This window comes from Nocardia sp. NPDC060255, assembly GCF_042727395.1.
In the GTDB taxonomy this organism is placed as follows: Bacteria; Actinomycetota; Actinomycetes; order Mycobacteriales; family Mycobacteriaceae; genus Nocardia.
In genome coordinates this window covers 1-26,433 of the sequence record NZ_JBHXAU010000005.1, presented here as the reverse complement: position 1 = coordinate 26,433, position 26,433 = coordinate 1, and the positions used below count along the sequence as shown (strand labels likewise).

The 26,433-nt window shown below is 64.0% G+C and carries 10 protein-coding genes and 2 pseudogenes; 7 read left to right on the top strand and 5 right to left on the bottom strand.

All coding sequences use genetic code 11. The features are described 5' to 3' along the window. The first annotated feature begins 141 nt into the window (after positions 1-141). The 5 genes from ACFWF1_RS12080 (at position 142) to ACFWF1_RS12060 (ending at position 8,108) form a co-directional block, all read left to right on the top strand. Positions 142-924, top strand: coding sequence for a thioesterase II family protein (locus ACFWF1_RS12080; RefSeq protein WP_379285181.1), 783 nt, complete (start codon positions 142-144; stop codon positions 922-924). Then, on the top strand, positions 921-4,742 hold the full coding sequence (locus ACFWF1_RS12075; protein WP_379285182.1) for an SDR family NAD(P)-dependent oxidoreductase: 3,822 nt from the start codon (positions 921-923) through the stop codon (positions 4,740-4,742). Before ACFWF1_RS12080 ends, ACFWF1_RS12075 begins: the two co-directional genes overlap by 4 nt. Positions 4,743-4,905: 163 nt before the next feature. Beyond that, positions 4,906-5,451, top strand: a complete 546-nt coding sequence (locus tag ACFWF1_RS12070; RefSeq protein WP_379285183.1) for a hypothetical protein — start codon at positions 4,906-4,908, stop codon at positions 5,449-5,451. Positions 5,452-5,464: 13 nt separating this feature from the next. Continuing rightward, entirely contained in the window at positions 5,465-6,250 is a 786-nt protein-coding gene (locus ACFWF1_RS12065) for a DUF4097 domain-containing protein (protein ID WP_379285184.1), read from the top strand. 253 nt (positions 6,251-6,503) lie between these two features. Next, the gene (locus ACFWF1_RS12060) at positions 6,504-8,108 is read left to right on the top strand and encodes an MFS transporter (protein WP_379285185.1); all 1,605 of its coding nucleotides are present in this window, start codon (positions 6,504-6,506) and stop codon (positions 8,106-8,108) included. 1,052 nt (positions 8,109-9,160) lie between these two features. Here the strand turns inward: ACFWF1_RS12060 and ACFWF1_RS12055 are convergent. Continuing rightward, on the bottom strand, positions 9,161-9,913 hold the full coding sequence (locus tag ACFWF1_RS12055) for an FMN-binding negative transcriptional regulator (RefSeq protein ID WP_379285186.1): 753 nt from the start codon (positions 9,911-9,913) through the stop codon (positions 9,161-9,163). Between the two features lie 413 nt (positions 9,914-10,326). On the opposite strand from ACFWF1_RS12055, the gene ACFWF1_RS12050 reads away from it, so the two are divergent. Then, on the top strand, positions 10,327-11,049 hold the full coding sequence (locus ACFWF1_RS12050) for a hypothetical protein (RefSeq protein WP_379285187.1): 723 nt from the start codon (positions 10,327-10,329) through the stop codon (positions 11,047-11,049). 73 nt (positions 11,050-11,122) lie between these two features. On the opposite strand, the gene ACFWF1_RS12045 is transcribed toward ACFWF1_RS12050, so the two are convergent. The 4 genes and pseudogenes from ACFWF1_RS12045 to ACFWF1_RS12030 all read right to left on the bottom strand — a co-directional run. Then, positions 11,123-12,331 carry a cytochrome P450 gene (locus ACFWF1_RS12045; protein ID WP_379285188.1) on the bottom strand — a complete coding sequence of 403 codons (1,209 nt, stop codon included), beginning with the start codon at positions 12,329-12,331 and terminating at the stop codon, positions 11,123-11,125. A 109-nt stretch (positions 12,332-12,440) separates the two neighbouring features. Then, a complete protein-coding gene (locus tag ACFWF1_RS12040) occupies positions 12,441-12,578 on the bottom strand; it encodes a hypothetical protein (RefSeq protein ID WP_379322182.1) in 138 nt (45 codons plus the stop codon). Between the two features lie 27 nt (positions 12,579-12,605). Further along, positions 12,606-12,662 (bottom strand): annotated as a pseudogene (locus ACFWF1_RS12035) (hypothetical protein); the annotation flags it as partial. 125 nt (positions 12,663-12,787) lie between these two features. Beyond that, positions 12,788-13,285, bottom strand: a pseudogene (locus ACFWF1_RS12030) (hypothetical protein); the annotation flags it as partial. A 498-nt stretch (positions 13,286-13,783) separates the two neighbouring features. Here ACFWF1_RS12030 and ACFWF1_RS12025 point away from each other — a divergent pair. Beyond that, the coding region (locus ACFWF1_RS12025; RefSeq protein WP_379322173.1) for an amino acid adenylation domain-containing protein at positions 13,784-26,433 on the top strand (12,650 nt) is incomplete at its 3' end.

The window sequence follows — 26,433 nt, the reverse complement described above, 5'->3', positions numbered from 1 at the left end:
TATTGACTGAGAATCCTGTCGGGTGGCACATTGAGTGAGATCGCGCAGGTCGTAATTTCCGGCATAAACCGGTAACCGCCTGCGGTCTGCCGGTCGGCAATATGCATGCGAAATAGAAACTCGTGAGGTAGGTGGCAGCCCATGGTCGTTCATAACTGCGGACTGATTCCGGAGAGTCCATACTTTTGGTGCGCGCGGCGGCCTGAGGTCCGCGGTCGACTCATCTGCTTTCCCCATGCGGGAGCCGGCGCGTCCAGTTACGCGGACTGGGTCGCTTGGTTGCCCGACGATATCGAATTAGTAGCGGTGCAGCTACCTGGACGACAGGATCGGGTGGCCGAGGAACCTTTCACCGAGGTCGAGCCTCTGGTCCGAGCGGTGGCGGAGGGCATAGCACCGATACTGGACCGTCCCTTCGCGTTTTTCGGACATTCGACGGGTGCGGCATTGGCCTACGAGGTGGCCAAAGAATTGCGTGCGCAAGAACAGTCCGGCCTCGGTCATTTGTTCCTCTCCGGACAACCGTCACCTGGCGTGCGCGCTGGTAAAGAACTGTACCGGCTCCCGGACGACGCGTTCCGGAAAGAATTGGTCCAACTCGGCGGCATCAATGCCGAGATCGCGGCCGATGAATACGTGATGAGTGCGGTGCTGCCGGTGGTGCGCACCGACTTCGTACTGTGGGAGCCGCATTTGTCGAAACCCGATACGCCCCTGGATTGCCCGATCACGGCGCTGGTCGGCACGACGGATCCACGTGCACCCGAAGAGAGCATGCGGGGTTGGCGTGAACAGACCACCGCGACATTTGCCATGCGGCGGTTCACCGGCGGGCACTTCTATTTTATGGATTCGCTGGCCGATCTCGTCTCGTTCGTCGGTGCGCAAGCCCGCGAGGCTCTCGCGGCGGGGGCGGCGAAATGAGAATCAACGGTTACCCGGACAACGAGACGCTCGCCGAGATCACCGACGCCGTTCGCGCCGTCCCCGGCGTCGATGACGCTGTCGCGGTGGTGCGCGCGAGCGTATCCATGGCGGCGGCAGCGGATGCGTCACCGAGTTCGCTGCCAATGCCCGAGCTCATCGATGGCGAGGCAGCGATGGCGGATCTCGACGGCGGCGCGGTGCACTACCCGCCGGACGCTCCGCGCAACCTGCAGGAAGCGTTGCGGCGAGCCGCTGCCACGGCACCCGAGCGCGGCACGATATTCATCCGACAGGGCCGCCCCGACGAAATGCAGGCCTTCCCGGTACTGCTGGACGAGGCACAACAAGTGCTGGCCGGGCTGCGGGCGGCAGGTCTGCGACCCGGCGACGCGGCGCTGTTCATCTTCGCCGATCATCGCGATTACACCACCGCGTTCTGGGCGTGCGTGCTCGGCGGGTTCGTCCCGACACCCGTCGCCGTCGCACCCGACTATCAGGCACCGAACGATATGAACCGGAAGCTGCACAACGCCTGGCAGTTGCTGGGTCGGCCCGCGCTGCTGACCGACACCGCCACCGCGATAGCTCTGGCGGACGTACGGACCCTCTGGGACGAGCCGGAGGTGCGCGTTCTCACCGTTGCCGAACTGGTAGAGAACCCGGCGGATACCGCATGGCACGAAGTTACCCGTGAGACCCCGGTGCTCAATCTGCTGACCTCGGGGAGCACCGGCGTGCCGAAGTGTGTGCAGCACACGCACGCCAGCGTCACCGAACGCTCGTTCGCCGATATTCAGGCCCGTGATCTCGACGCCACCAACGTCAGCATGACGTGGATGCCGTTGGACCACGTGAGCTTCGTGATGTACAACGTGCGCGACGTGTTCCTCGGTTGCTTGCACGTCAACGCCACGACCGATCATTTCCTGGCAGACCCGTTGTGCTGGCTGGATTGGATCCACCGGTATCGGGCGACCGACACTTGGGCACCAAACTTTGCGTTCGCCCTCGTCAACGAGCACGCGGAGCAGATCCGGACGCGGGCCGCGGCATGGGACCTTTCCTGCATGCGGTACTTCGGCGACGCGGCGGAGCCGGTGATCCCCGCGACCAACCACCGCTTCCTGCAACTGCTGGGACCACACGGCCTTCGCGAGGATGCGGTCTGCCCGATGTGGGGTATGGCGGAGACCTGCTCGGTCGTCACCTTCACCAGGCAGAACCGCAACAACTCCGACGCGGGTTGCGTGGCCGTCGACATCACGACGCTCACCGGAAACATCCGGGTGGTCGAACCTGGCGCCCGCAATGCGACGGTGTTCTCGACGGTAGGTCCTCCGATGCCGGGCGTACGGATGCGGGTGCTCGACTCCGAGGGCGACGTGCTGCCGGAATTGCGACTCGGCGAGCTGATGGTCGCCGGGAAGACCATGATGCGCGAGTACTTCGGAAACCCGAAGGCACAGCGTGAATCCTGGGATTCGGCGGGCTGGTTCCGTACCGGTGACCTCGCGTTCGTGTACAACGGCGAGGTAGTGATCGCCGGTCGCAAAAAGGACCAGATTATTGTCCGGGGCGTCAACTATCTGGCCCACGAGATCGAGGACGTGGTGGGCCGACTCGACAACGTGCGCACCACGTTCGTTGCTGCCGCCGCGGTGCGCGAGCAGGACGAGGGCTCCGATCGGTTGGCTGTGTTCTATGTCCCGTTGCGGTGGGACGCCGACGCGTTGGCGGCATCGGCTTCGCAGGTGCGAGCCGTGCTCGTGCGGGAAGTGGGGATCAAGCCGGACGTGCTCGTGCCGGTCACCGAGGCGGAATTCCACAAGACCGGTAGCGGCAAGATTCAACGCAGCGCTTTCGTCGCCGACCTGCGGGCGGGCGTGTTCGGCGACCGGGTGCTCGGAGCTCTCGGCGGGCAGCCCACGGATACCTGGTTTGCCCGGCGGGAATGGGTCGAGGTCCCCGCCGCTCCGAGCGACTGTGGCGCGGGAGCGACGGTGGTGTTCGCCGAATCGGACGACCTTCACCGCCTCGCGATCGACGGACAGGTGGTCGGGGTATCGCGCGGAACCGAGTGGACCGAACCAACTCGCGACACGTTCCACGTTCCGTCCGACGATCCTGCGCAGCTACGGCGGCTGCTGTCACTGACGATGGCGCGCCACGGCACCATTTCCACCATCGTCTTTGCGTGGCCGTTATCCGCGGCAGGGGACGAATCCGCGCGGCTGACCCAGGTGACTGCGGAGTTCGCCGCCCTCATCGGGGCGTTGAGCGGAGCGGAGTTCGCGCGCTCACTCGTGCTCGTGGTGACTCGCGGCGCCGTGCACGCGGATGCGGGCGACACAGTGGATCTCGGCCTGTGCGCCATCCCCGCGTTGATTCGCACCGTCAACGCGGAACTACCCGGTCACGTTGTCCGCCAAGTCGATCTGTCGTCGAATCCTGACGATGACGCGCAGGAACTGCGCGCGGAAATCGTCGATCGCGAGCGCGGCGGTAGCATCGCAGCCCGGCAGAACCGGCGATGGCAGCCACGGGTACGCCCTGTCATCGAGTCGGATGCTGTCGTCGAGTCGGATGCCACTGCCGAGGCACCGTATCTGGTCGTCGGCGGCACCTACCTGATCACCGGCGGGCTCGGTGGCCTTGCCCACCGCGTGGCGCGGGATCTACTCATCCGCTTCGGCGCCCGACTGCTGCTGGTGGGTCGATCACCAGCAGCGGGTGACAAGGCGGAGCGATTGGCGGAACTGACGGCGCTTGGTGACGTCATGTACCGCCAACTCGATATCGCCGACAGCGACACGATGGGGCAAGTCGTGCGGGCGGCCGAGGCGCGGTGGGGTCGAGGGCTGGACGGAGTGTTCCATCTGGCCGCGGCGGACCCGACCGGCCAGTGGGAGAGCCTGGAGCAGCACACCGTCGTCGCGGAATCGGCCGCGGGTTTCGCCGAGCAGTATCGGGCGAAAGTGTCGGGCACGCTCGCTATCGCGGAGGTGCTCGAGACGCGCCCGGCCGCGTCGCTGGTGCTGTTCGGCTCGGTGAACGGCGAATTCGGTGGACACGGGTTCGGCGCGTACTCCGCTGCCAACAGTTTCCTGGTGGGTTTCGCCGACTATTGGCGGCATACCCGGGATCGTGCGGTGCGTTGTCTCGCGTGGAGCATGTGGACAGACGCCGGTGTCAATCGCTCGCGGTCGACCGGACCGCTACAGGGCCGGGGATTTCGACCGCTCGACTCGGAGACGGGCGTACGGCTCCTGTGGGACGCGCTGGCACAGCCACACCATTATGTCATCATCGGTCTGGACTTCACGCACCCGATAATCGTGGCCGAAGTCACGCCGGAGTTGTTGCGCGCCAGCGAGATTCTCATCGGGTACGCCGGTGCCGTGATCGCGCCGGACGCCGTGAGCGCGGCCGTGGCAGGCTACGCCGCGGCCGCGGTGGTCCCGCTGCGTCCGGTCCGCATGCCGAATATCCCGCTGCACGCCGACGGCCGCGTCGACACCATTCGCCTGCTGCGTGCCGCCGCGCCCGACGGCGATCGGCAGAAGTCGGCCCCGGTGGTGGACGGTCTCGAGCGCCAGATCGCCGCGCTGTGGTCCGATGCCCTGAGCAAACCGGATATCGGCCGGGACGACTCGTTCTTCAATCTGGGGGGCGACTCGCTGTGTGCGACGCGGCTCCTGGCGATGGTCGACCGCCAGTTCGAGGTTCGACTGTCACTGCAGCATCTCTATGCGGGCCCGACTGTCGCGGCGATGGCGGTAACCATCGCGCAGCGTCGGACGGCCGCCGCCGTCTGACTCGAGAAAACCGACAAGCCGCCATGGCGTCACATGACGTTATGGCGGCTTGTCGGCTGAATGGGGGTGCTCACCAGTGGCTCCAACGGAACTGCTCATCGTTATGGCGCCAATCTTCGGTCCGGAGGTTGCGTGCGGGCCTAAATGGTGCCAAAATGGCATCATGAGAATCGGCAGGTACGTCGACAGTCTGCAGCGGGATATGGCGGTCGCCGCGTTGGCGGGCGGTGCGGAAGGGCGCGAACTCGCTGACCGCCTGATCGCCCAGCTGTCGTCCGCAATCCATTTGACCACGTTGAAAGTGTTGGCTGCTGCTGCGGAGGAAACCACCCTTGAGCTGGCCCAGGGGTCAGTCGAAGTCCGGCTCCGCGGTTTCGACTCAACCTTCGTCGTGAGGCTGCCGTGGAGCGACCACTTCTTCGACGGTACGGACGACCCGGAACCTTCGGACGCCGAATTGGCGCCATCGCTGAAATTGATGGTGTCGCAGATGGCGAGCTGGCAAGGGGGAGTGGCGTCATGGATCAACTTCCGCCCGCCGGAGTATCTGAAGGCCCGAATCGATGAGGCCGCCGTGCGCGAGCAGCTGTCAGTGAACGCCTGGCTGGTTCGGTCGGTATCCGCGGTGCTTGAGTCCGACGATTACGTGCGGCGGCCCGACCGTCGCGCACCGCGCCGTGCCGAGCATTACGCCGGCTGGGTCAGGTAAAGGTAGGGGGATCGTGACTGTTTTCGATACGCCAGAACCGATTTTCGTGACCATCGAACTCGGGACCGGGGATATTCGCCTGCAAGCCGCCCAGCGCGCCGACACCATCGTCGAGGTGCGTCCGAGCGACCCCGCGAACGACGCGGACGTGAAGGTCGCCGAACATGTCGTGATCTACTACGCCGATGGCACATTGGTCGTCAAGGCGCCGCGATACCGTGGCTTGCTGGCCAGATCGGGATCGATCGACGTGACGATTCAGCTGCCCGCGGGCTCAGATATCTCAGGAGTAGCGCGAGACGCCGCTTTCCGGGCTACCGGCAGGTTGGGCGACTGCCGCTACAAGACCTCCACCGGCGATATCCAATTGGCGGAATCCGGCACGTTCAACCTGGTCACCAGTGTCGGCGATATCACCGTCGACCTGGCGGAGGGCCCGGTCGAGGCGACGACCAGTTCGGGCGCGATCCGGATCCGTGAGCTGCTGGGGCCTGCGGTGCTCAAGAATTCCAACGGCTCAATTTCCGTCGACAAGGCGCACGCTGCCATCGAAGCCAAGACCGCCAGCGGCGACATCAGGATCGCCGAGGCGGGACGCGATTCGATCATTCTCGGCACGTCGGTCGGTCAGCTCGAAGTCGGCGTACGAACCGGCACCGCAGCGTTGCTCGACGTGCGTTCCATGGCGGGCAACGTGCACAACTTCCTGACTCCGGCAGACGGCCCTGGATCGTCCGACAGGACGGTCGAAATACGTGCCATTACCACGGTTGGTGACGTCGCGATTCGTCGCGCCTGAACGAGCAAGTGCATCGATCTAACAGGGGAGGGATTTAAGGGCCGACGCGGTTGTTTCTGCACTGTGCACGTGTCGCAATCGCTCAACATTTTTCTGGTCGAGCAACGTCTCGATCACTTATTCGATTTGATCCGATTGCGCTGAACATTGTCTCGATGGTTATCGCGTGATAATTATAGGAGTTTAAATGGATAAAACCGGTAAATTGACCGTCGACGAGCGTAGGCCATCACGGGCTGACGATCCACCCTCGGTGGCGAGCCCCCCCAAAACCTCGCTGAAGACGTGGCTCAGCCTGGTCGCGGTCGGCTTGGGCATCATGATGGTGCAACTCGACGGCACCGTTGTCGTCGTCGCGAACCCTGCCATCGCCGATGATCTCGGTGCAGGCCTGAACAGCCTGCAGTGGGTGATGACAGGTTACCTCTTGGTGCTCGCCGGCCTGTTGATCCCGGCAGGCAATCTGGCCGACAAGATCGGCCGCAAGAAGTCGTTCATCATCGGTGTCACTGGTTTCACCGTTGCGTCGCTGCTGTGCGCGGTATCCAATTCGATCGAGTTGCTTATCGGTGCGCGAGTGCTGCAGGGCATATTCGGATCATTGCTGATTCCGGCGGCCCTCGCGGTGGTCAAAGCGGCATTCCCGCCGGAGAAACTGGCCTCGGCGATCGGGCTCTTCAGTGGGGTCACCGCGGTGGCGTTGGCGTCAGGCCCGATTATCGGCGCCGTTGTGGTCGAGCACCTGAGCTGGCCATGGGTGTTCTGGATCAACCTGCCCCTCGGCATCCTCAGCATTATCCTTACCGTTCTCGTCATCAATGAGTCCAAGGAGAAGTCGCCGAAGCCGCTCGATGTTCCTGGCGGACTGAGCATCACCCTCGCGATCGTCAGCCTGGTCTGGGCCCTCACACACGGCGAGCAGTACGGCTGGGGATCGGTCAAGACCCTCGGCTACCTCCTCGGCGGTATGCTGCTGCTCGGTGCCTTCGTCCTGATTCAATCAAAACGCAAGCACCCGATGGTGCCGCTCGACCTGTTCCGCATCCGCTCGCTGTCGGTGGGCTGCGTGCTGATGATCGTCACGATGTTCGCGTTCTACGCGATCATCTACTACCTCAATTTCTTCTTGCAGGGAATGCAGGGCAAGGATCCGATTCCCGCGGCGATCGCGGTACTCCCGCTGACGCTGACCTTCATCATCTCGGCGCCGATCGGCGGCTTCGCGACCGAGAAGTTCGGTGTCAAGGGCCCGTTGGTGGTCGGGGCGCTCTGCATCGCGGCCTCGTCGCTGCTGTTGCTTCGGCTGGAAATCGACTCCGGGATGCTGGTTCTCGGTCCGCCGCTCGTCCTCAGCGGTATCGGCCTCGGCCTCATGATGGTCGCGGCGACACAGGCGATCGTCGGTAGCGCGCCGACGGAGAAGGCGGGCACCGCTGCGGGTATGCAGAATTCCTTGTCGCAGCTCGGCAGCCTGCTCGGCACCGCGGTGTTCGGCACCATCCTGTCCGCGGTGATCAGTTCCCGGTTCGCGACCCAGTTGTACGACGCCTTCGGCAGCGGTCGGCCGCCGGTTGTGGATCAGCTGGCGAACGACGTTGATACGCTCAAACTCGTCGAGCTCGGCTTTCCACCCCAGGCGGAGACTGCCTACGCCCAGCAGGCGATGGCGAACGGCGCGCCCGCCGATCAGGCGGCGCAGTTCGCAGCGACGTTCGCGCATGCCGCGCGTGAGACGTTCCTCAGCGGTCTGCACACGGTGTTCCTGGTCAGTGCCGGAGTCGCGGTCGTCGCGGCCCTGCTCTCGCTGCTGGTCTCCAACGAGGACACCAAGGGTGACCAAATGGCCGCCTACGTGTAGTCGTGCACTTAGAGTGCCGCGCGCGAACCTTCCGGTCCTGCCGGTCGGTTCGCGCGTGTCGCGTTGTGCGGCCACAGCATCGGATGAACTTCAACGACGGTGGCGCGCGTTCGCCCGCGATGATCCGGATCCGGCCGAAGCGCAGATTGATGACGGTGTGGATCCGTTCGGGCGTATCGAATGTGGGCATTTCGAGTCTCTTTCCGACGTTATGAGATGGCTCGGCGGCGGGCCAGCCGCAGTCGCACGTGCTGGTGTGCTGGCACGGCGTCATCGCTCGGAACGCCATTACAGCGCCATTATGACGCCGTAGAGCGGGTGCTCGCGACCGGACTTTGAAGGTGATCCTGGCGGCGTTACATTAAGCCTGGAAACAGTCCTTGGAGATATGGCGCCGCATGGATGCCATGACTGTCCGGTAGGTGCGCGGTGGTCGAGCACAGATTCGCTCGGCGGGATACTGGAGCCGGTCGACGCGGGAACGCTACATACGGGTTTCGGGATCGCTCGCTGGGCGGTCGGCTGATGTCGAGCCGGATCACCGCCTCCTCGATGACCGGAAGTTGCCCGATCTGGGCGGCCCAGGGCGAGTGGTGAGTCAGCCTGGGATGCAACCTATTCCACGGTCTGGCCACGGCCGGACCGTAGCGATGAGTCTCGGTCGCGGTGGTCACCGTCGACTCGCCCGGGCGCCGAAGACGAACTCGCCATTGTGGCGGGGTTCCTCCGGCGATGAGGTTGGCGATCACGATGCGCAGCGGTGACGGCCGCGGCGAGGCTTGGCCCACAAGGGCTACTCTGCTCGCGCGATCCGTGACTACCTACGGCGTCGTTGCATCGCCGCCACCACTGCCGAACGAGCCGATCAACGGGCCAATCGCCAGCGGCAGGGCAGGCGGCCGCCGACGTTCGGTCCGATCGTCTACCCCCGACACAATATTGTTGAACGCTCGTTCAACCGGCTTGAGCGATACCGGGTGATCTCCACGCACTAAGGCTCTTCCCGGCACCTGGGATCCGCCCGCACTATCGGGTGACGGGGAGTTGCTGGACTACCTGGTTTCGGACGGCTCCGTGAGAGATTCACCGGACATCCGCCGCATTAGGCATGCTGTTTCGTGGTGCCGTCCGGACTTATTGTCCGAGAACGATCGCACCACTCGCTGCTTGACTTCGGGCGGTTGCTCCTGGCTCAGTTTGAACATGCCCTCGGCGTGCGACACCGAAAACCGGAACGCGCCTACGCCGGGGAGCAGTTTGTGGAAGTAGTCGATGGATTCGGACATATCCCAGCCGTAGCCGAGTTCTTTTTCGTAGGCGGTCACTGTCGCTTTCACCACATCGAGTGTCTGCTCCGGCGAATCGATCGTTTCCAGTACCCCGTGCACATGGACCGCCGTGAAATTCCAGGTCGGCGCTGCGGGCGTGACCTGGTATATGGTCGGCGAGACGTAAGCGTGCGGGCCAGTGAAAACCAGCAGTGCGGGCGTCGGTGATCGCAGCGCCTGCCAGTGCGGGTTCGCGCGATTCATATGTCCCAGCAGTTCGATACCGGAAAGATCTCCGTTGGGTTCCTCGACTGCCGCTGGGTCCAGTATTGCCGGTAAGTGTGTTATAAAGGGCGCATCCGCCGTCGTATTATTGGTCGCCAGTTGCGCCAGCGGATACTGGCGGATCAAGTCGATGAGCCAAGAGGTGTCCGGCTCGCGGTATTGTGCAGGAACGAACATATATCGCACCCTTTCGATATTTCCGGCAAGATCGCAGCACAGAGCTGCCGTGATGCGATCGACCGATCGCGACATTTCTTTCGCGGAAAACGTAACGAGTCGTGTCGTATGCCGACAACCTATCCGTTCGTCAATGAATTATTCCTGTACCGATAGCGTCGTCCCGTTGACAGGACGAAGCGGAGTGGTCAACTATGGGCTGGCAAGGACGTTTGGGTGAGCGCTGCGATGGTCCGCAGCGCGTCGTGGGTGATGATGAGATCGAGCAAGAACACCATCTACCGGTCATCGGGGGATCTCCCGACAAAGTGCTGAGCCGCCGCTGACGCCTTGACCTTGCTCATCGAGTCCCGGCTGCGGCAAAGCGTATTCACTTGCGCCGCAATCAAGATTAAGATTGCCACCTACTGAAGACCGAGTCGACGGACGGGAGCGGGGATGACGTCTGGCGCGCTGACGCGAGGCGGGCTGGAATCGTCGACTTCTGGTTGACGACGGAGATGTTCAACCCGCAGAAGGTGGACAGAGTCGACCGCGAGCGTCAGGTCTTCGCCGTCGAGCGCAATCAGTCTCTTCCGTGGGAGCCGGGTCACGAGCTCGCCACCTGGCATCTGCGTTCGAACCAGGCGTGGCAGCACATCGTCTACTTGGGGGTCTACCAGCTCGACAAGGCCGTCGATCTGTTGTCGTCTGTGTTCGAGCCGGATCCTGAGAGCTACGACGAACGACCGACCGGTGAAAGTTCAATCGCCGCGTTCGCGGTCGCCGAAGACGGGCGGGCCGTTGATGATTCCCAAGTGCTGTCTAGCTGTGCATGGGCGGTCGCGAAGGTGCTGCGAGAGGGGCCGGACCAGGACTGGGCCGCCGAATTTCAGGACTCCTCGATGGACTTCAGCCGTGACTGGCGCGACTTCGTCACGGTGGCAGAGCCCCCGCTACCACAGGAGATCGAATCGCCGCAACGGTCGGCGTCGGCGTTGATCAGCCATATAATGATGGTGAACAACTTCACGTCTCCGGTGTTCTCCGGCGATGCGCTGTTCTTCAACGCGACGCTGAACCCGGACGATTCCTATGCAGGGCACTGGAAGCAGTACATCACCGGCACCGTCGATGAGTACGACATCGAAATCGGCCACCCGCAGATGTGTGACCCGCGTCCGGCCGTGGAGATCAGCAAGGTCGTGAACCGGATACTCGGCGACCGATGACACAAAGGACTGCGGTCACCTCCGAATCGGAGGTGACCGCAGTCCTTTGCGTGCAGGATCGGCTGACGGTGGTCTACCAGCTGACGGGCAGCTCGTAGAGGCCGTAGGTGCCCTCTTCGCCCTTGAACTTCAGCTCTTCGACCGGGACCGCCAGCTTCAGGCCGGGAATGCGGGCGAACAACGTGTCGAACACGACCTCTAACTCCATCCGCGCAAGGCTCTGGCCGAGGCACAGATGCGGGCCGAAGCCCAAAGCCAGGTGAGGATGGGACGGGCGGCGGTTGATGTCGAACTCGTTGGGCTCCGGAAAGACGTCAGGATCGTGGTTGGCCGCGTTGATCAGTGCCACAACACCCTCGCCGGCGCGGATGATCTTGCTGCCGATCTTGACGTCCTCGGTCGCGACGCGGACCGCCGCGAGATCGGCAACGGTGAAGTAGCGCAGCATTTCCTCCACCATCCCCGGGGTCAGCGAGGGGTCGGCGGTGAATCGGGCGCGCTGCTCCGGATGTTGCAGGAGCAGCGCGGTACCGAGCGCGATCATGCCGACCAAATTCTCGTGCCCGGCCACCAGCAGCAGGAAAGCCAGGCCCAGCAACGACATCCGGTCGTAATCGCCGCATTCCCGGTTCTTGGCGATCTGCCTGCTGAGCAGGTCGTCGCCCGGATTGTTCTCCTTCTTCTCGATCAGGGCCCACAAGTAGCCGCCGAGTGCGCTGAACGCCTCGTCCCGCTCGCTCTCCGACGACGCGATGCTGACCAGTTTCGTGTTGATGGACAGAAAGAACTGGTGGTCGTCGAGGGGGACCCCGAGTTGCTCGCACATCACCAGTGCGGGCACCGGCACCGCGAGCGCCGCCACCAGATCGACCGGCTTCGGACCGTCGAGGAGCGCGTCCAGGTGCTTGTCGACTATCAGCTGGACCTGCGGCCGCAGGTCCTTGATCCGCTTCGCGGTGTACTCGCCGATCACCCGTCGGCGGGCCTCGTTATGTTCCGGGGCGTCCAGGTTGACTATCGTCCGGACCGGCTGCTCGGTGGGCTTTTCTGGGGTGAACGTCGGATATCCCGGGTGCCGGTTGTCCGAGCTGAAGCGGGCGTCGGTGAACATGGCGCGCACGTCCGCATAACTGGTGAGCGCCCAGACCTCGTCGTTGTTCAGCAGCCGGACCCGGGCAACGGGCTCCTCCGCCAGCATCCTTTGGTACTCGGCGGGCGGAGAGAAGGGGCAAGTTCTGGCGAACGGGATCTTCTCCTGGGGCGATATGGCTTGTTCGGTCATGACTCTTCTTTTCGGTTTGTTGTGTCGACACTGCTGGAAGCCGCCGGAACGCCGTGAGCGCACGGCCCGAGTGGCCGTGCGCTCACAGGCCCGTCGGTACATACGTGGTTCAGAGTCGGACCGGCAACCGGACGAGGTGGTTGCCGTCGCCGGGCCAGCTGGCGTATTCGAGCTCGCCACGGCTCACCGCGATGGCGAAGCTGTCCCGCTGGAACAGCAGTCGGTCGAGCGCGATCTCGGCCTGCATCCGGGCCAGCGCAGCGCCGAGGCAGTGGTGCGCGCCCGCCCCGAACGCGAGGTGCTCCTCACCGTGGTTGGGCGCCCTGCCGATATCGAGCCGTTCGGGATGCTGGAATTTCTCCGGAGCATGGTAGTCGATGTGCCCGGACGCATCCAGTCGTAGTGCACCGCACGGTAGTACCGCCCCGTCACCGACGCTGGTGAGCGGTGTGTGAGATGGCCGCCGACGTTAAGGTCGAGCCCCGGCAGCGTGCCGCCAGGTGGTATGAGAGCCGCGAGCACCGCGAAGTTCGCCGAAGAACACGAATGCGGCTGCACATTGGCGTACTGCGCGCCGAAGAGTTCCTTCGCGCGTTGCACCGCGAGGCGTTCGACCTGATCGAACTGTGCCGAACCAGGGTGGTATCGCGCACCGGGATAGCCTTCGGCGGTCACATTCGACAATGCTGCGCCGCTCGCCGCCAGCACGGACGGATCCGCAGCGCTCGCCGATGCGACCATTGCCAGTGTGGCGCGTTGGTAGCCGATCTCGGCATCCAGTATGGTGCCGAGTTCCGGGTCGTCGCGCTGCAATGATTCGATGCCCGCGCGCAGCAGCTGGGCCTGGTCGCCCACCGTCACGGTCGCCACCGCTGTCGCGGGTGTCGCGTCCGTGGAGGAACCGGTATTACGGTGTGCTGTCCGCACTGGGGCGATGTTCGACCGACCGGTCATCTGCCGCACCTCTTTTCTTGTTCGATACACACTCGAACGAGCTGACCTGTTTCTCGCGAAACCCAACTCCCGGCCGCCGGTCGAACTCTGGAACAGAGCCCGTTTCCATCGTGCGCTTATATGCGACGAATTCTGCGCGAAGGTGACCGATGAGGTAGGAATTGATTCCGGAAAAGGGTCGGAGCGAGTTCCTTTCATTTCAGTAGTACCCGAAAGATGGTCTGCGGGCAATAGATCCGAGTCGGGGACGACACAGGGAAACCGGGGGGTCAACGGGCTGTCCCGTCGACGGGACAGCGGGCTTGACCAGGGGCCGAACTGTCAGAAAGCTGTGCTGAAGCGGTCGGTGGCAGCCGGAACCATTTCTCCTGACTCGGGTGGATGGGGGCCTCACCGCGATGGACGGAAAGCCGTCACGGAAATTTCTGCGCTGCAGGTCTTTCTTTGTCCGGATGGTCTGCCGGTGGATTCGAAAGTGTTTGGGAAGGTTGAAACGAAATGATTGAATTGTCGTTCGCTCAGCGCCGTTTGTGGTTCCTGCATCGTTTCGAGGGGCTTTCCGCCACGTACAACCTTCCGGTGGTGTCACGGCTGACGGGCGTGGTCGACGCAGAATCGATGGCGGCGGCGCTGCGGGATGTGGTGACCCGGCACGAGATCTTGCGGACATTGATCATCGAGGACGCCGATGGTGTGCCGTTTCAGCTGGTGGTTCCGTTCGAGCAGGCCGGATTCACTCTGGAGGTGGCCGAAGTCGCTGCGGATGCGGTCTCGGGTGAGATAGCGAAATTGGTGGGCCACCGGTTCGATCTGACGGCCGAGATCCCGGTCCGGGCCGCGCTGTTGCGGTGTGGGCCCGAGGACCATGTCCTGATCCTGATCCTGCATCATATTGCCGCTGACGGTGAGTCGATGGTCCCGTTGGCGAAGGACCTCGCAGCGGCCTACACCGCGCGGCAGACCGGCAGTTCGCCTGCATGGGACGAGCTGCCGGTGCAGTACACCGATTACACGCTCTGGCAGCGGGAAGTGCTCGGTGACGAAGACGACCCGGACAGTGCAATCGCTACGCAGCTCAGATACTGGCAGAAGGAGCTCGAAGGGCTGCCGCCGGAGGGTCGGCTGCCCCTGGATCGGCCGCGTCCACCGGTTCCCGGTCATGCGGGGGGGCTCGTCGAATTCGCGATCGAGCCCGAGGATTGGGCTGCGGTCGAGGAGCTTGCCCAGCGCAGCGGTGCGTCCTCGCCGATGGTCCTTCAGGCGGTACTGGCAGTACTGATGGGTCGATTGGGTGGTGGTACCGACATCGCGATTGGTTCGCCGATCGCGGGCCGCACCGATGAGGCGTTGTCGGATCTGATCGGGTGCTTCGTCAATACCTGGGTGCTGCGTGTCGATCTGTCGGACGCTCCGACCTTCACGGACGTCGTGGAGCGAGTCCGTGACAAGGCCCTGTCCGCTTACGACAATCAGGACGTGCCGTTCGAACGGCTGGTGGAAATCCTCAATCCCGAGCGCACGAGTGCATATCATCCGCTGTTTCAAGTGATGTTCGCATGGCAGGGCACCGGTCCGATCGACCTGACGATGCCCGATCTGCACGCGACACTGGAAATGGTGTCTTCGTACACGGCGAAATTCGACCTCGAATTCGCGATCGGCCGGAACCCGGTCGGTTCCGGTGCCGACTGCTCACTGGAGTACGCGACCGACCTGTTCGATCACGATACTGCCGGCGCGATTGCCCAGCGTTTCCTGCGATTGCTGCGGCAGTTGACGGCTGAGCCGCACCGCCCGATCGTGGCAGTAGATGTCCTGTCCGACGCCGAGCGTGCTCACCTGTCGGAGATCAATGCCACCACGGTAAAGCTGCCCGAATCGTCGGTGGTCCAACTGGTGGAGCGATGGGCTGATGCTCTGCCGGAGATGCCGGCGGTGGTGTGCGATGCCGAGTCGCTGACGTATGCGCAACTCAATGCGCGGGCCAACCGGCTCGCGCGGGAACTCGTGGTCCGGGGCGTCGGACCGGAGTCGCTGGTGGGGTTGGCTCTTCCTCGCGGTGCCGACCTCGTCGTGGGCCTGCTGGGAATCTGGAAATCGGGCGCTGGCTACCTGCCCGTCGACCCGAGGTACCCGAGCCGCCGGTTGAACTGCGTCTTGTCCGAAGCGCGCCCGGAGCTGGTGTTGACAGACTCGGCGACTCGCGGACTCATACCGGAAGCTGCGGCGCCACAATTCCTGATCGAGGAGCTCGATCCGGCCGCGAGTGACGAGGCGAATCTGACTGCGGGTGAACTGCTCGCGCCGCCACACGAGGACAATGTGGCGTACGTGATGTACACCTCCGGTTCGACCGGGAGGCCGAAGGGTGTCGCGATAACGAATGGCGGTGTGGTCAACGGGATCTCAGGTCTGATTCAAGCGCTGGGCATCGGCGTCCGGTCACGAATCCTGGCAGGCACCTCGATCAACTTCGACGTGTCGGTATTCGAGATATTCAGTGGGCTGAGCGCAGGCGCGACCGTCGAGGTAGCCCGTGACGTGCTGGAGCTGGCTGAGCGCGAGAGCTGGACCGGCGGCGTGATCAGCACGGTGCCAACGGTTTTCGCGGACCTCTTCGAGGAGATTGCCGGTCGTACTCGGGTGGAGAGCCTGGTGTTCGCCGGGGAGGTGCTGCCCGCCGCCCTGGTGGATCGGGTGCGTGCGGTGTGGCCGCGCGTCCGAATTGTCAATGGGTATGGGCAGAGCGAGAGCTTCTATGCCACCACCTATCGATACCCGGCCGGTCAGGAGGGCGTCGCTGGTACGGGCGCGGCGCCGATCGGCACACCGTTGCCGAACATGCGGACGTATGTCCTGGACGAGGCGCTCACACCGGTGCCGCCGGGCGTGGTCGGTGAGCTGTACGTCGCGGGGGCGGTGGGGCGTGGTTACTATCATCGTCCGGCGCTCACCGGGGAACGGTTCGTCGCGGACCCCTATGGGCCCGCTGGCGCGCGAATGTATCGAACAGGCGACATGGCGCGGTGGAATGGCCAGTGGCAACTGGAATGTGTCGGGCGCGCGGATTCACAATTGAAGATCCGAGGGTTCCGTGTCGAACCCGGTGAGGTCGAGGCGGCACTCGCCGCGCATCCCGCGGTCGAGCAGGCGGTGGTGGTCGCGCACGACGGTCGTGGTTCCGGTCGTCAGCTCGTCGGTTACGTCGTGCCCTCGGCGGATGCGTCATTGCCGCAGCCCGCGCGGCTGCGCCGATTCGTAGCCGAGAGACTGCCCGAGTATTCCGTGCCTGCGGTGATTGTGGTGCTGGACAAACTTCCGATGGACTTGAATGGCAAAGTGAATCGATCGGCGCTGCCTGAACCAGAGTTCTCCGGTGGCGCGTACAGAGCACCGCGCTCGGTCGAAGAAGAAGTGCTTGCTTCGGTTTTCGCCGACGTGCTGGGTGCAGGCCGCGTCGGAATCGACGACGACTTCTTCACGATCGGGGGCGACAGCATCCGGTCGATACAGGTTGTCACGCGCGCACGAGTTCACGATATCGCTGTAACACCACAGGACGTCTTCGAGCGCCGTACTGTCGCTGGACTGGCGGAGGCCGCCATGGCCAGACGGCTTGCCGGAACCGCGGTGGTGCTGGACGAGCTCGAAGGCCGCGGTGTCGGCTCGATGCCGCTGATGCCCGTCGGGGCATACCTGATGGAGTTGGGTGGCGAGATCGGCACGTTCTCCATGTCTGCACTCGTGGATCTACCGGTCGGTATTGATTCACGGCAGCTCGCGGCGACGCTGTCCGCAGTGCTGAACCGCCATGACATATTGCGCTCACGACTGGTCGAGGAGGGCAACGGGTGGGCGCTGCAAGTGGCTCCGGCGGAGAGCACCGCCGCGTCCGCGCTGATCGAAAGGGTTGTCTGTGATGGTGATTGGGAGTCGTCGGGCTGGCGTGCGCTTGCCTCGCGGAAGTTGAACGAGGCGTTGTGCCGGTTGTCTCCGGTTGACGGAGTGATGGCGCAGTTCGTGTGGTTCGATCCCGGTGCGCGAGTTCCTGGCCGGATGTTGTTGGTGTTGCATCACTTTGTGGTGGATGGGGTTTCGTGGCGGATTTTGTTGCCGGACCTCGCTGCGGCTTGGGAACAGGTGCAGGCCGGTTCGGAACCGGTGTTGCCACAGGGGGGCACGTCGGTGCGGCGCTGGGCGCATGCACTTGCGGATGCCGCCCTGGCCGAGGAACGGGTGGCGGAACTTCCGCGGTGGCAGGCGGTCGTGCAGGGTTCGGATCCATTGTTGGGTTGTCGGTCGTTGGATCCGGTATCGGACACGATGTCGACGGTGGAGGTGGTACGGGTCGAGTTGGCGGTTGGGGTGACTGCGGCATTATCGACGGTGTTGCCTGCGGTGTTGCGTTGTGGGGTGGACGTTGGGTTGTTGACTGGTTTGGCGTTGGCGGTGGCGCGGTGGCGTGAGCGTCGTGGGGTGGTGGATCGGTCGGTGCTGGTGCGGTTGGAGGGGCATGGCCGGGAGGAATCGGTGGTGGCGGGTGCGGATTTGTCTCGCACGGTGGGGTGGTTCACCAGCATGTTCCCGCTGCGATTGGATGCCGGGAGTGGTGATGTGGGGGAGGTGTTGAAGGCCGTGAAGGAGCAGGTGTTGGCTGTTCCGGATAAGGGGATCGGTTATGGGTTGCTGCGTTATTTGAATTCTGAGACTGCGGGCGTGCTGGCGGGGTTTGCCGATCCGCAGATCGGGTTCAACTATCTGGGCCGTTTCTCGGTGACGGATATGCCGGAGGATTTGCGGGGTCTGGGCTGGACTCAGACGCTGAACACCGACGACCTCGATGCTGATGGTGGTGCACTGCCGGCGTTGTCTGCGCTGGAGATCAACTGTTTTGTCGCCGACGGTCCTGATGGCCCGAGGCTGGAGGCGACGTTCGGGTTCCCTTCCGGGGTGTTGAGCCGAGACGCGGTGGCCGAGCTGGCTGATCTTTGGCATGGCGCTTCGACTGCGGTGGCCGAATACGTGACACAGCCCGGGGCCGGTGGGTTGACGCCGTCGGATCTGTCATTGGTTTCAGTGGGGCAACAGGACATTCAGGCGTGGGAGGCGCGGTACCCGGCGCTGTCGGATGTATGGCCTTTGACCCCGCTGCAGTCGGGTTTGCTGTTCCACACGGTACTGGCCGACCGGACCACGGCCGTGGACGCCTATCAGGTGCAGTTGGTGTTTCATCTGGCCGGGGTGATGGACGCCGATCGTATGCGCCGGTCCGGAGAAGCATTGCTGGATCGGTATCCGAATCTGCGGGCCGTGTTCGTGCCTGCCGCAGGTGGGGAGTGGGTGCAGTTGGTGGTCGATGGGGTTGTGCTGCCGTGGGAGGAACTCGACCTGCGGACACTGCCTGCCGACGAACAGGCCAGGGTGTTCGAGGAGTTCCTCATCGCGGACCGGACACACCATTTCGATCTGGCGGTCGCGCCGTTGTTGCGGCTTGCGTTGGTGCGGTTGGCCGATAATCGGTCCGAGTTGGTGCTGACCGCGCATCACGTCCTGTTCGACGGCTGGTCGATACCGCTGATTCTCCAGCAATTGCTCACCGGCTACGCCGATTATGGCCTGGCGAATGAATCCATCGCGCCACAACGCGGTGGCTATCGCGACTACCTGGCGTGGCTGACCGCACAAGACCGTCAGGCCGCAGCGCAGGCATGGACCAGAGAGCTGACCGGTATAGACGAACCTACACTGCTCGCCCCCGCCGCGGCGCACGCCAATGATCTGTCGATGGCGCACATCGCGGTGGCACTGGATGCCCGCCGGACCGGCATGCTGGCCGGGCGGGCGCGCGAACTCGGCGTGACGATCAATACTCTGGTCCAAGGGGCCTGGGGCATCACACTCGGTGCGATGACCGGCCGGTCCGATGTGATGTTCGGGGCCACTGTGTCCGGGCGGCCCGGGGAAGTGCCCGGTATCGACTCCATGGTCGGCATGTTCATCAACACGCTGCCCGTACGCGTACAGCTTGCATCGACCCGTACGCTCGCCGAGACGGTCACCGATCTGCAGCAACACCAGACCGCACTGCTCGACTACCACCACTACGGGTTGACCGATATTCAGCAGATCCTGGGACTGCAGACCCTGTTCGACACCCTCGTCGTCTTCGAGTCCTATCCCGTCGAACCTGTACCCGACCACGACGACCCCGACGCGCTCACATGCACGGGGCTGCGCCCATCTTCGGGCTCTCACTACCCACTGACCATCATCGTCGATGCGGAAACCGAACTGCGGCTGGCACTGCAATATCGACAGGAAGTCTTCGGCCGCGACTTCGTCGAGAAGATCGCGGACCGGCTCCAGCTGGTCTTGCGGCAGCTTTCCGAGGAACCCGGACGCGCACTGGGCACGGTGCGAATACTGCCTGATGCTGAGCACGATCGTCTGCTGCGCGGGCTCAACGATACGGCGCGACCGGTATCGGACATCACGTTGCCCGAGTTGTTCGAACGCCAGGTTGTCATTGCCCCCGAGGCCGACGCGTTGATTGCCGATGAGCTCACCCTGTCGTATCGGGATGTGAATATTCGGGCGAACCGGCTTGCGCACTGGCTGATCCAGGGCGGTGTGGGCCCGGAGACAGTGGTGGCGATCGCCCTGCCGCGCTCGGCGGACATGATCATCGGTCTGCTCGCGGTGATGAAAGCCGGCGGCGCATACCTCCCAATCGATCCGGCGTATCCGCACGAGCGGATCGCCTTCATGATCGACGACGCGCAGCCCACTCTGGTGCTGACGCATACGGCCTATGCAACCAGCCTGCCCGGTACGTGCTGGACGATCATGCTGGACGATCCGGACGTGCACGGCACACTGGCGGCGCAGTCCCCTGCCGACCCGACCGACAACGATCGGACCGCGCCGCTCGACCCGCGAAATCCCGCCTACATCATCTACACCTCGGGTTCGACCGGACGCCCCAAGGGCGTGATCATCCCGCACAACACCCTGCCCAGCCTGGCACGCACGGAACTGGACTGTGCGAACGTCACCGCACAGTCGAGGGTGCTGGCGTGCACCTCGCCGAGTTTCGACATCTCGGTCACCGAGTGGGTCGCCGCCTTCGCCGGTGGAGCGGCGCTCGTCGTACCTTCGGGGCAGCTGATGGGTGATGCGCTGGCTGCCGCACTCTCCAGGGCGGCGATCACCACCGCCATGATTCCCACCGCCATACTCGCTACGGTGCCGCCGGGCAGCTTCGACGACCTCACCGTGCTGGGCGTCGGTGGCGAGGCGATGTCGATCGGTATGGTCGAGGACTGGTCGCCCGGACGCAAACTGTTCAACGGGTACGGCCCGACCGAGACCACCTGTGTAGCAACGATGAGCGATCCGCTCATCGCCGACGGCGGCCCGACACCGATCGGCAAGCCGGTGGCCAATGCCAAGGTGTACGTGCTCGATCAATGGCTGCGGCCGGTACCGGAAGGCGTTGCCGGTGAGCTGTACGTCAGCGGGAAGGGTTTGGGCCGTGGCTATTTGAATCGTGCCGCGCTGACCGCGGAACGATTCATTGCCGATCCGTTCGGTGAACCCGGCACACGGATGTACCGCACCGGCGATCAGGTGCGGTGGCGTCCGGACGAGCAGCTCGACTTCTTCGGGCGAATCGACGACCAGGTGAAGATCCGAGGCTTCCGGGTCGAGCCGGGCGAGGTCGCATCCGTGCTCGAGACACATCCGCGTTTGGCCGAGGCAGCAGTACTCGCTCGCGCTGGCCGCAACGATCGGATAGGAAAGCAGCTCATCGGCTACGTCGTGCCCACCGCCGATGTCGCCGTCGACGAGTTGCGCGCCTTCCTGACACAACGGCTTCCCGACCATATGATTCCGGTCGCCTTCGTCATTCTGGACCGGTTGCCGCGCACCGCGACCGGCAAGCTGGACCGCGTTGCACTGCCGAAGCCGGAGATGATCGGCATCGACTATCGCGCCCCGCGGACCGGCGCCGAGCGGGCGCTCGCGGAATTGTTCGCCGAGGTGCTGAGCATCGAGCGCGTCGGCATCGATGACAACTTCTTCGCGCTGGGCGGGCACTCGCTGCTGGTGACCCGGCTGGCAGGCCGCGTTCGCGAAGCGCTGGGGACCGAGCTGGCCCTGCGCTCCGTGTTCGATTCACCCACTGTTGCCGAGTTGTCCCTGCACTTGTCGGCCGATGGCCGCACACGGCCAGCGCTGCGGCGCCGGGAAGGCCGCCCGGAGACGATACCGTTGTCGTTCGCTCAGCGGCGCATGTGGTTCCTACATCGTTTCGATGGACCGTCCGCTACCTACAACATTCCGATCGCCGTGCGGCTCCGCGGTGCGCTCGACCAGGCGGCGATGGTTGCCGCACTGCGGGATGTGGTTGTCCGGCATGAAAGCTTGCGAACCTTGATCGGCGAGGACGGGCACGGAACACCGTTTCAGCGAGTGATTCCGGCTGCCGGCCTCTCTTTCGAGGTGCGGCTGGCCGAGGTGACACCGGATGCCGTAACCGGTGCAGTGTCGGAGGTGATGGCTCACCACTTCGACCTGGCAACGGAACTTCCGATCCATGCGGTGCTGTTCCGATCCGCGCCCGAGGAGCATGTGCTCGCACTCGTGATGCATCACATCGCCGCGGATGGCGCGTCGATGGTTCCGCTGGTGCGTGACCTCTCTGTGGCGTACACCGCTCGCTGCGCAGGTGTCGCGCCCGTTTGGCCCGAACTTGCGGTGCAGTACGTCGACTACGCGCTGTGGCAGCGGGAGCTCCTGGGCGAAGAAGTCGATCCGGACAGCCTTATGGCTACACAGGCGGCGTACTGGCACGCCGAGCTGACCGGTACCACGCAGCCGCTCTTGCTACCGGCGGACCGTCCGCGTCCACCGGTGGCCAGTCATCGGGGCGCCATGCTCGAGTTCACTGTCGAACCGAAGCTTCTGACAGCGGTTCGAGAGTTCGCTCGCGCGCATGACGCCACCATGTCCATGGTGATGCAGGCGGCTCTGGCAGTGTTGCTCGGACGGCTGGGCGCGGCCTCCGATGTGTCGATAGGGTCACCGATCGCAGGGCGGATCGACGAGGCCCTGTCGGATTTGGTCGGGTTCTTTGTGAACACATGGGTCCTGCGGGTCGATCTTTCCGGCGCACCGTCGTTTGCGGAGGTTGTGGATCGGGTTCGAGGAAAGGCCTTGTCGGCCTACGACAATCAGGATGTTCCGTTTGAGCGCTTGGTCGAGATTCTGAATCCGGAACGGACAAGTGCACATCACCCGTTGTTCCAGGTGATGTTCGCTTGGCAGGACGCCATCGGGATCGACTTCACGCTGCCGGGATTGGCTGCCGAGCCCGTGGTGATTCCGACCCCGACCGCGAAATTCGACCTGTACATCACCGTGGCCGAGAACCCCGACAGCGCCGAGAATGGGGCGCGAGGCTACCTGGAATATGCGACGGATCTATTCGATCGCAGCACTGCGGGGGGCTTCTCGGAGCGCTTCGTGACCTTGCTCGAACGACTGGTGGCAGCGCCTGAGGAGTGCGTCGCCGTCGTGGATGTGCTGTCCGGCGAGGAACGGATCCGGATATCCGGAGTCAATGAGACATCAACTCCTGCAACAGGATTGACGATTTCGGCGATGGTCGAGCATCGAGCCGCCCGGTGCCCCGATACGACAGCGTTGATTTGTGGTGACGTATCACTGACCTACGCCGAGCTGAATGCTCGCGCGAATCGCCTGGCGCGAGTTCTCGTAGGCCGTGGAGTCGGTCCGGAGAAGCTGGTGGGGCTGGCGCTGCCACGGTCGGTGGAACTGGTGATCGGACTGCTCGCGGTGGTGAAGTCGGGCGCAGGGTACGTGCCGGCCGATCCCAGGTACCCGGGTCGTCGGCTGGACTTCGTGTTGTCACAGGCGCAGCCGGTAACAGTGCTGACCGATTCGGGAACGGCCGAGACGATTCCGGAGGCGGGAACGCCACGGATTCTGATCGACGAGCTGGATCCGGCAGTGGGCGACGACAGTAACCTCATCGATGCGGATCGGATCGTTCCCTTGCGGCCGGACAACCTCGCCTACGTCATGTACACCTCGGGATCGACTGGGACGCCGAAGGGTGTCGCGATCACCAACTCTGGTGTGGTCAACGGTATTCGGGGACTGGTGGATGCCGTCGGGATCACCGGGGAGATGCGGGTGCTGGCCGGGACGTCGATCAATTTCGATGTCTCGGTATTCGAGATATTCAGCGCACTGAGCGTCGGTGCCACTATCGAATTGATGCGCGACGTACTGGAACTGGCCGAGCGCGACGGCTGGACCGGCGGAGTGATCAGCACGGTGCCTTCTGTTCTCGCTGGATTGCTGGACCAGATCGCAGAACATGTCGTCACCGATACGTTGGTGTTCGCCGGTGAGGTACTGCCCGGATCGCTGGTGGAGCGGGTACACGCAGTTTGGCCGCAGACCCGGATTGTCAACTGCTATGGGCAAAGTGAGAGCTTCTACGCGTCGACCTATCGCTACCAGCCGGAGATCGTGGGTGGTAGCGGTGGTACCGCCGCCCCTATCGGTGCGCCGCTGGGAAATATGCGCATGTATGTGCTGGGCGATGGGCTCGTCCCGGTCCCGCCGGGCGTGGTGGGCGAGTTGTATGTGGCCGGTGCGATCGGGCGCGGCTATCACGATCGAGTCACGCTCACAGCGCAACGATTCGTAGCGGATCCCTTCGGGCCCGCGGGGCACAGGATGTATCGCACCGGCGACTTGGCGCGGTGGAATCGTCACGGGCAACTGGAATGCGTAGGCCGAGCAGATTCCCAGTTGAAGATCCGTGGCTTCCGTATCGAGCTGGGTGAGGTCGAGGCGGCCGTGCTCACCCATCCCGCGGTCGGGCAGGCAATCGTAACGGTCGGCGAAGGACGGACGGGAGCAAAGCAACTCGTCTGCTACGTCGTGTCGGCCGGTGCGGCAGATGTATCAAGCGGCATCGATGTCGACATAGACGCACGTCTCGAGGTATCTCGGTTGAGGCATTTCGTCTCCGAGCTATTGCCGGAGTTCATGGTGCCCGCGGTATTCGTTGTGCTGGAAGAACTTCCGCTGGACCTCAATGGGAAGGTGAACCGGTCGGCCTTGCCCGAACCGGAGTTCACGCCATCGGCGTATCGTGCGCCGCGCTCATCGGACGAAGCCATCCTGGCCACGGTCTACTCCGAGGTTCTCGGGGTGGAACAGGTCGGTGTCGACGACGACTTCTTCGCTACCGGGGGCGACAGCATCCGGTCGATCCAGGTCGTCACCCGAGCGCGCGCCCACGGCATCGATGTCACCCCGCGAGACGTGTTCGAATGCCGGACCATCGCCCGGCTGGCCGCAGCAGCCGAGGCCAGACGGCTTACCGGTGCACCGATCAGACTGGTGGAACTGGACGGTGGCGGCGTCGGCGTGATGCCGTTGATGCCGATCGGCTCGTATCTCGTGGAGCTGGGCGGCGACATCGGAAAGTTCTCCATGTCCACGCTGGTCGACTTGCCGAGTGGTATCGATGCGACGGGGGTGGCAGCCACCTTGGCTGCGGTGCTCGACCACCACGACATACTTCGGTCTCGGCTGGTCGATACCGACGGTGGATGGATGTTGCAGGTGGATCCGCAGCACACGGTCGATGCCGAAGTCCTGATCGAAAGGGTTGTCTGCGAGGATGATTGGGAGTCGTCGGCGTGGCGCGTGCTCGCATCGCGGAAGCTGAACGAGGCGTTGCGCCGGTTGTCGCCCGTGGACGGTGTGATGGCGCAGTTCGTGTGGTTCGACGCCGGTGAGCGGGCGGCGGGCCGGTTGCTGTTGGTGCTGCATCACTTCGTCGTGGACGGGGTCTCGTGGCGGATTCTGTTGCCGGACCTGGCTGCGGCGTGGCTGCAGGTGCGTGACGGACGGACACCGGTACTCCCGGCAGCAGGAACGTCGGTACGGCGCTGGTCGCACGCCCTCGCAGAAGAGGCTGCCGACCAGCGCAGGGTCGCTGAACTCGACATGTGGCAGGCGATGCAGCAGAACCCGGATCCGTTGTTGGGACACCGATCCTTGGATCCGGTGCTGGACACGATGTCGACGGTGGAGACGGTGCGGGTCGAATTGCCCGCCGCGGTGACCGAGATATTGATGGGCACGCTGCCAGGGGTGCTGCGCGCCGGAGCGGACATCGCGTTGTTGACTGGTTTGGCGTTGGCGGTGGCGCGGTGGCGTGAGCGTCGTGGGGTGGTGGATCGGTCGGTGCTGGTGCGGTTGGAGGGGCATGGCCGGGAGGAATCGGTGGTGGCGGGTGCGGATTTGTCTCGCACGGTGGGGTGGTTCACCAGCATGTTCCCGCTGCGATTGGACGTCGGAGGGTGTGATCTGGGTGAGGCGTTCGCCGGGGGTGCAGGGGCCGGGGTGGCGCTGAAGGCCGTGAAAGAGCAGGTGCTCGCCGTTCCGGACAAGGGGATCGGTTACGGGCTGCTTCGCTACCTCAACCCCGAGACCGCGGGTGTGCTGGCGGGGTCTGCTGATCCGCAGATCGGGTTCAACTATCTGGGTCGTTTCTCGGCCACGGACATGCCCGAGGATCTGCGAGGTCTGGGCTGGACCCAGACCATGAACACCGACGACCTCGAGCTCGACACTGGTGATGGTGAAGGTCTGCCGGCGCTGTCGGCGTTGGAGATCAGCTCTTTTGTAGCCGATGGTCCCGATGGCCCGAGGCTGGAGGCACTGTTCGGGTTTGCTTCGGGCATGCTCACCCGCACCGAGGTAGCGGAGCTGGCCGATCTGTGGTGCGCGGCATTGACGGTGCTGGCCGAATACGCGACACAGCCGGCGGCCGGTGGGTTGACGCCGTCGGATCTGCCGCTGGTTTCAGTGGGGCAGCAGCAGATTCAGGCGTGGGAGGCGCGTTACCCGAGCTTGTCGGATGTATGGCCGCTGACCGCATTGCAGTCGGGCCTTCTGTTTCACTCGATGTTGACCGACCCCGATGCGGCGATCGATGCGTATCAGGTGCAGTTGGTGTTTCATCTGGCCGGGGTGATGGACGCCGATCGTATGCGCCGGTCCGGAGAAGCATTGCTGGATCGGTATCCGAATCT

Bases quoted from the DNA above. Each gene is read 5' to 3' on its own strand.
- ACFWF1_RS12055 (WP_379285186.1), bottom strand. From the start codon at position 9,913: ATGTCGCGATCGGTCGATCGCATCACGGCAGCTCTGTGCTGCGATCTT.
- ACFWF1_RS12080 (WP_379285181.1), top strand. From the start codon at position 142: ATGGTCGTTCATAACTGCGGACTGATTCCGGAGAGTCCATACTTTTGG.
- ACFWF1_RS12075 (WP_379285182.1), top strand. From the start codon at position 921: ATGAGAATCAACGGTTACCCGGACAACGAGACGCTCGCCGAGATCACC.
- ACFWF1_RS12040 (WP_379322182.1), bottom strand. From the start codon at position 12,578: ATGCAGGCCGAGATCGCGCTCGACCGACTGCTGTTCCAGCGGGACAGC.
- ACFWF1_RS12070 (WP_379285183.1), top strand. From the start codon at position 4,906: ATGAGAATCGGCAGGTACGTCGACAGTCTGCAGCGGGATATGGCGGTC.
- ACFWF1_RS12045 (WP_379285188.1), bottom strand. From the start codon at position 12,331: ATGACCGAACAAGCCATATCGCCCCAGGAGAAGATCCCGTTCGCCAGA.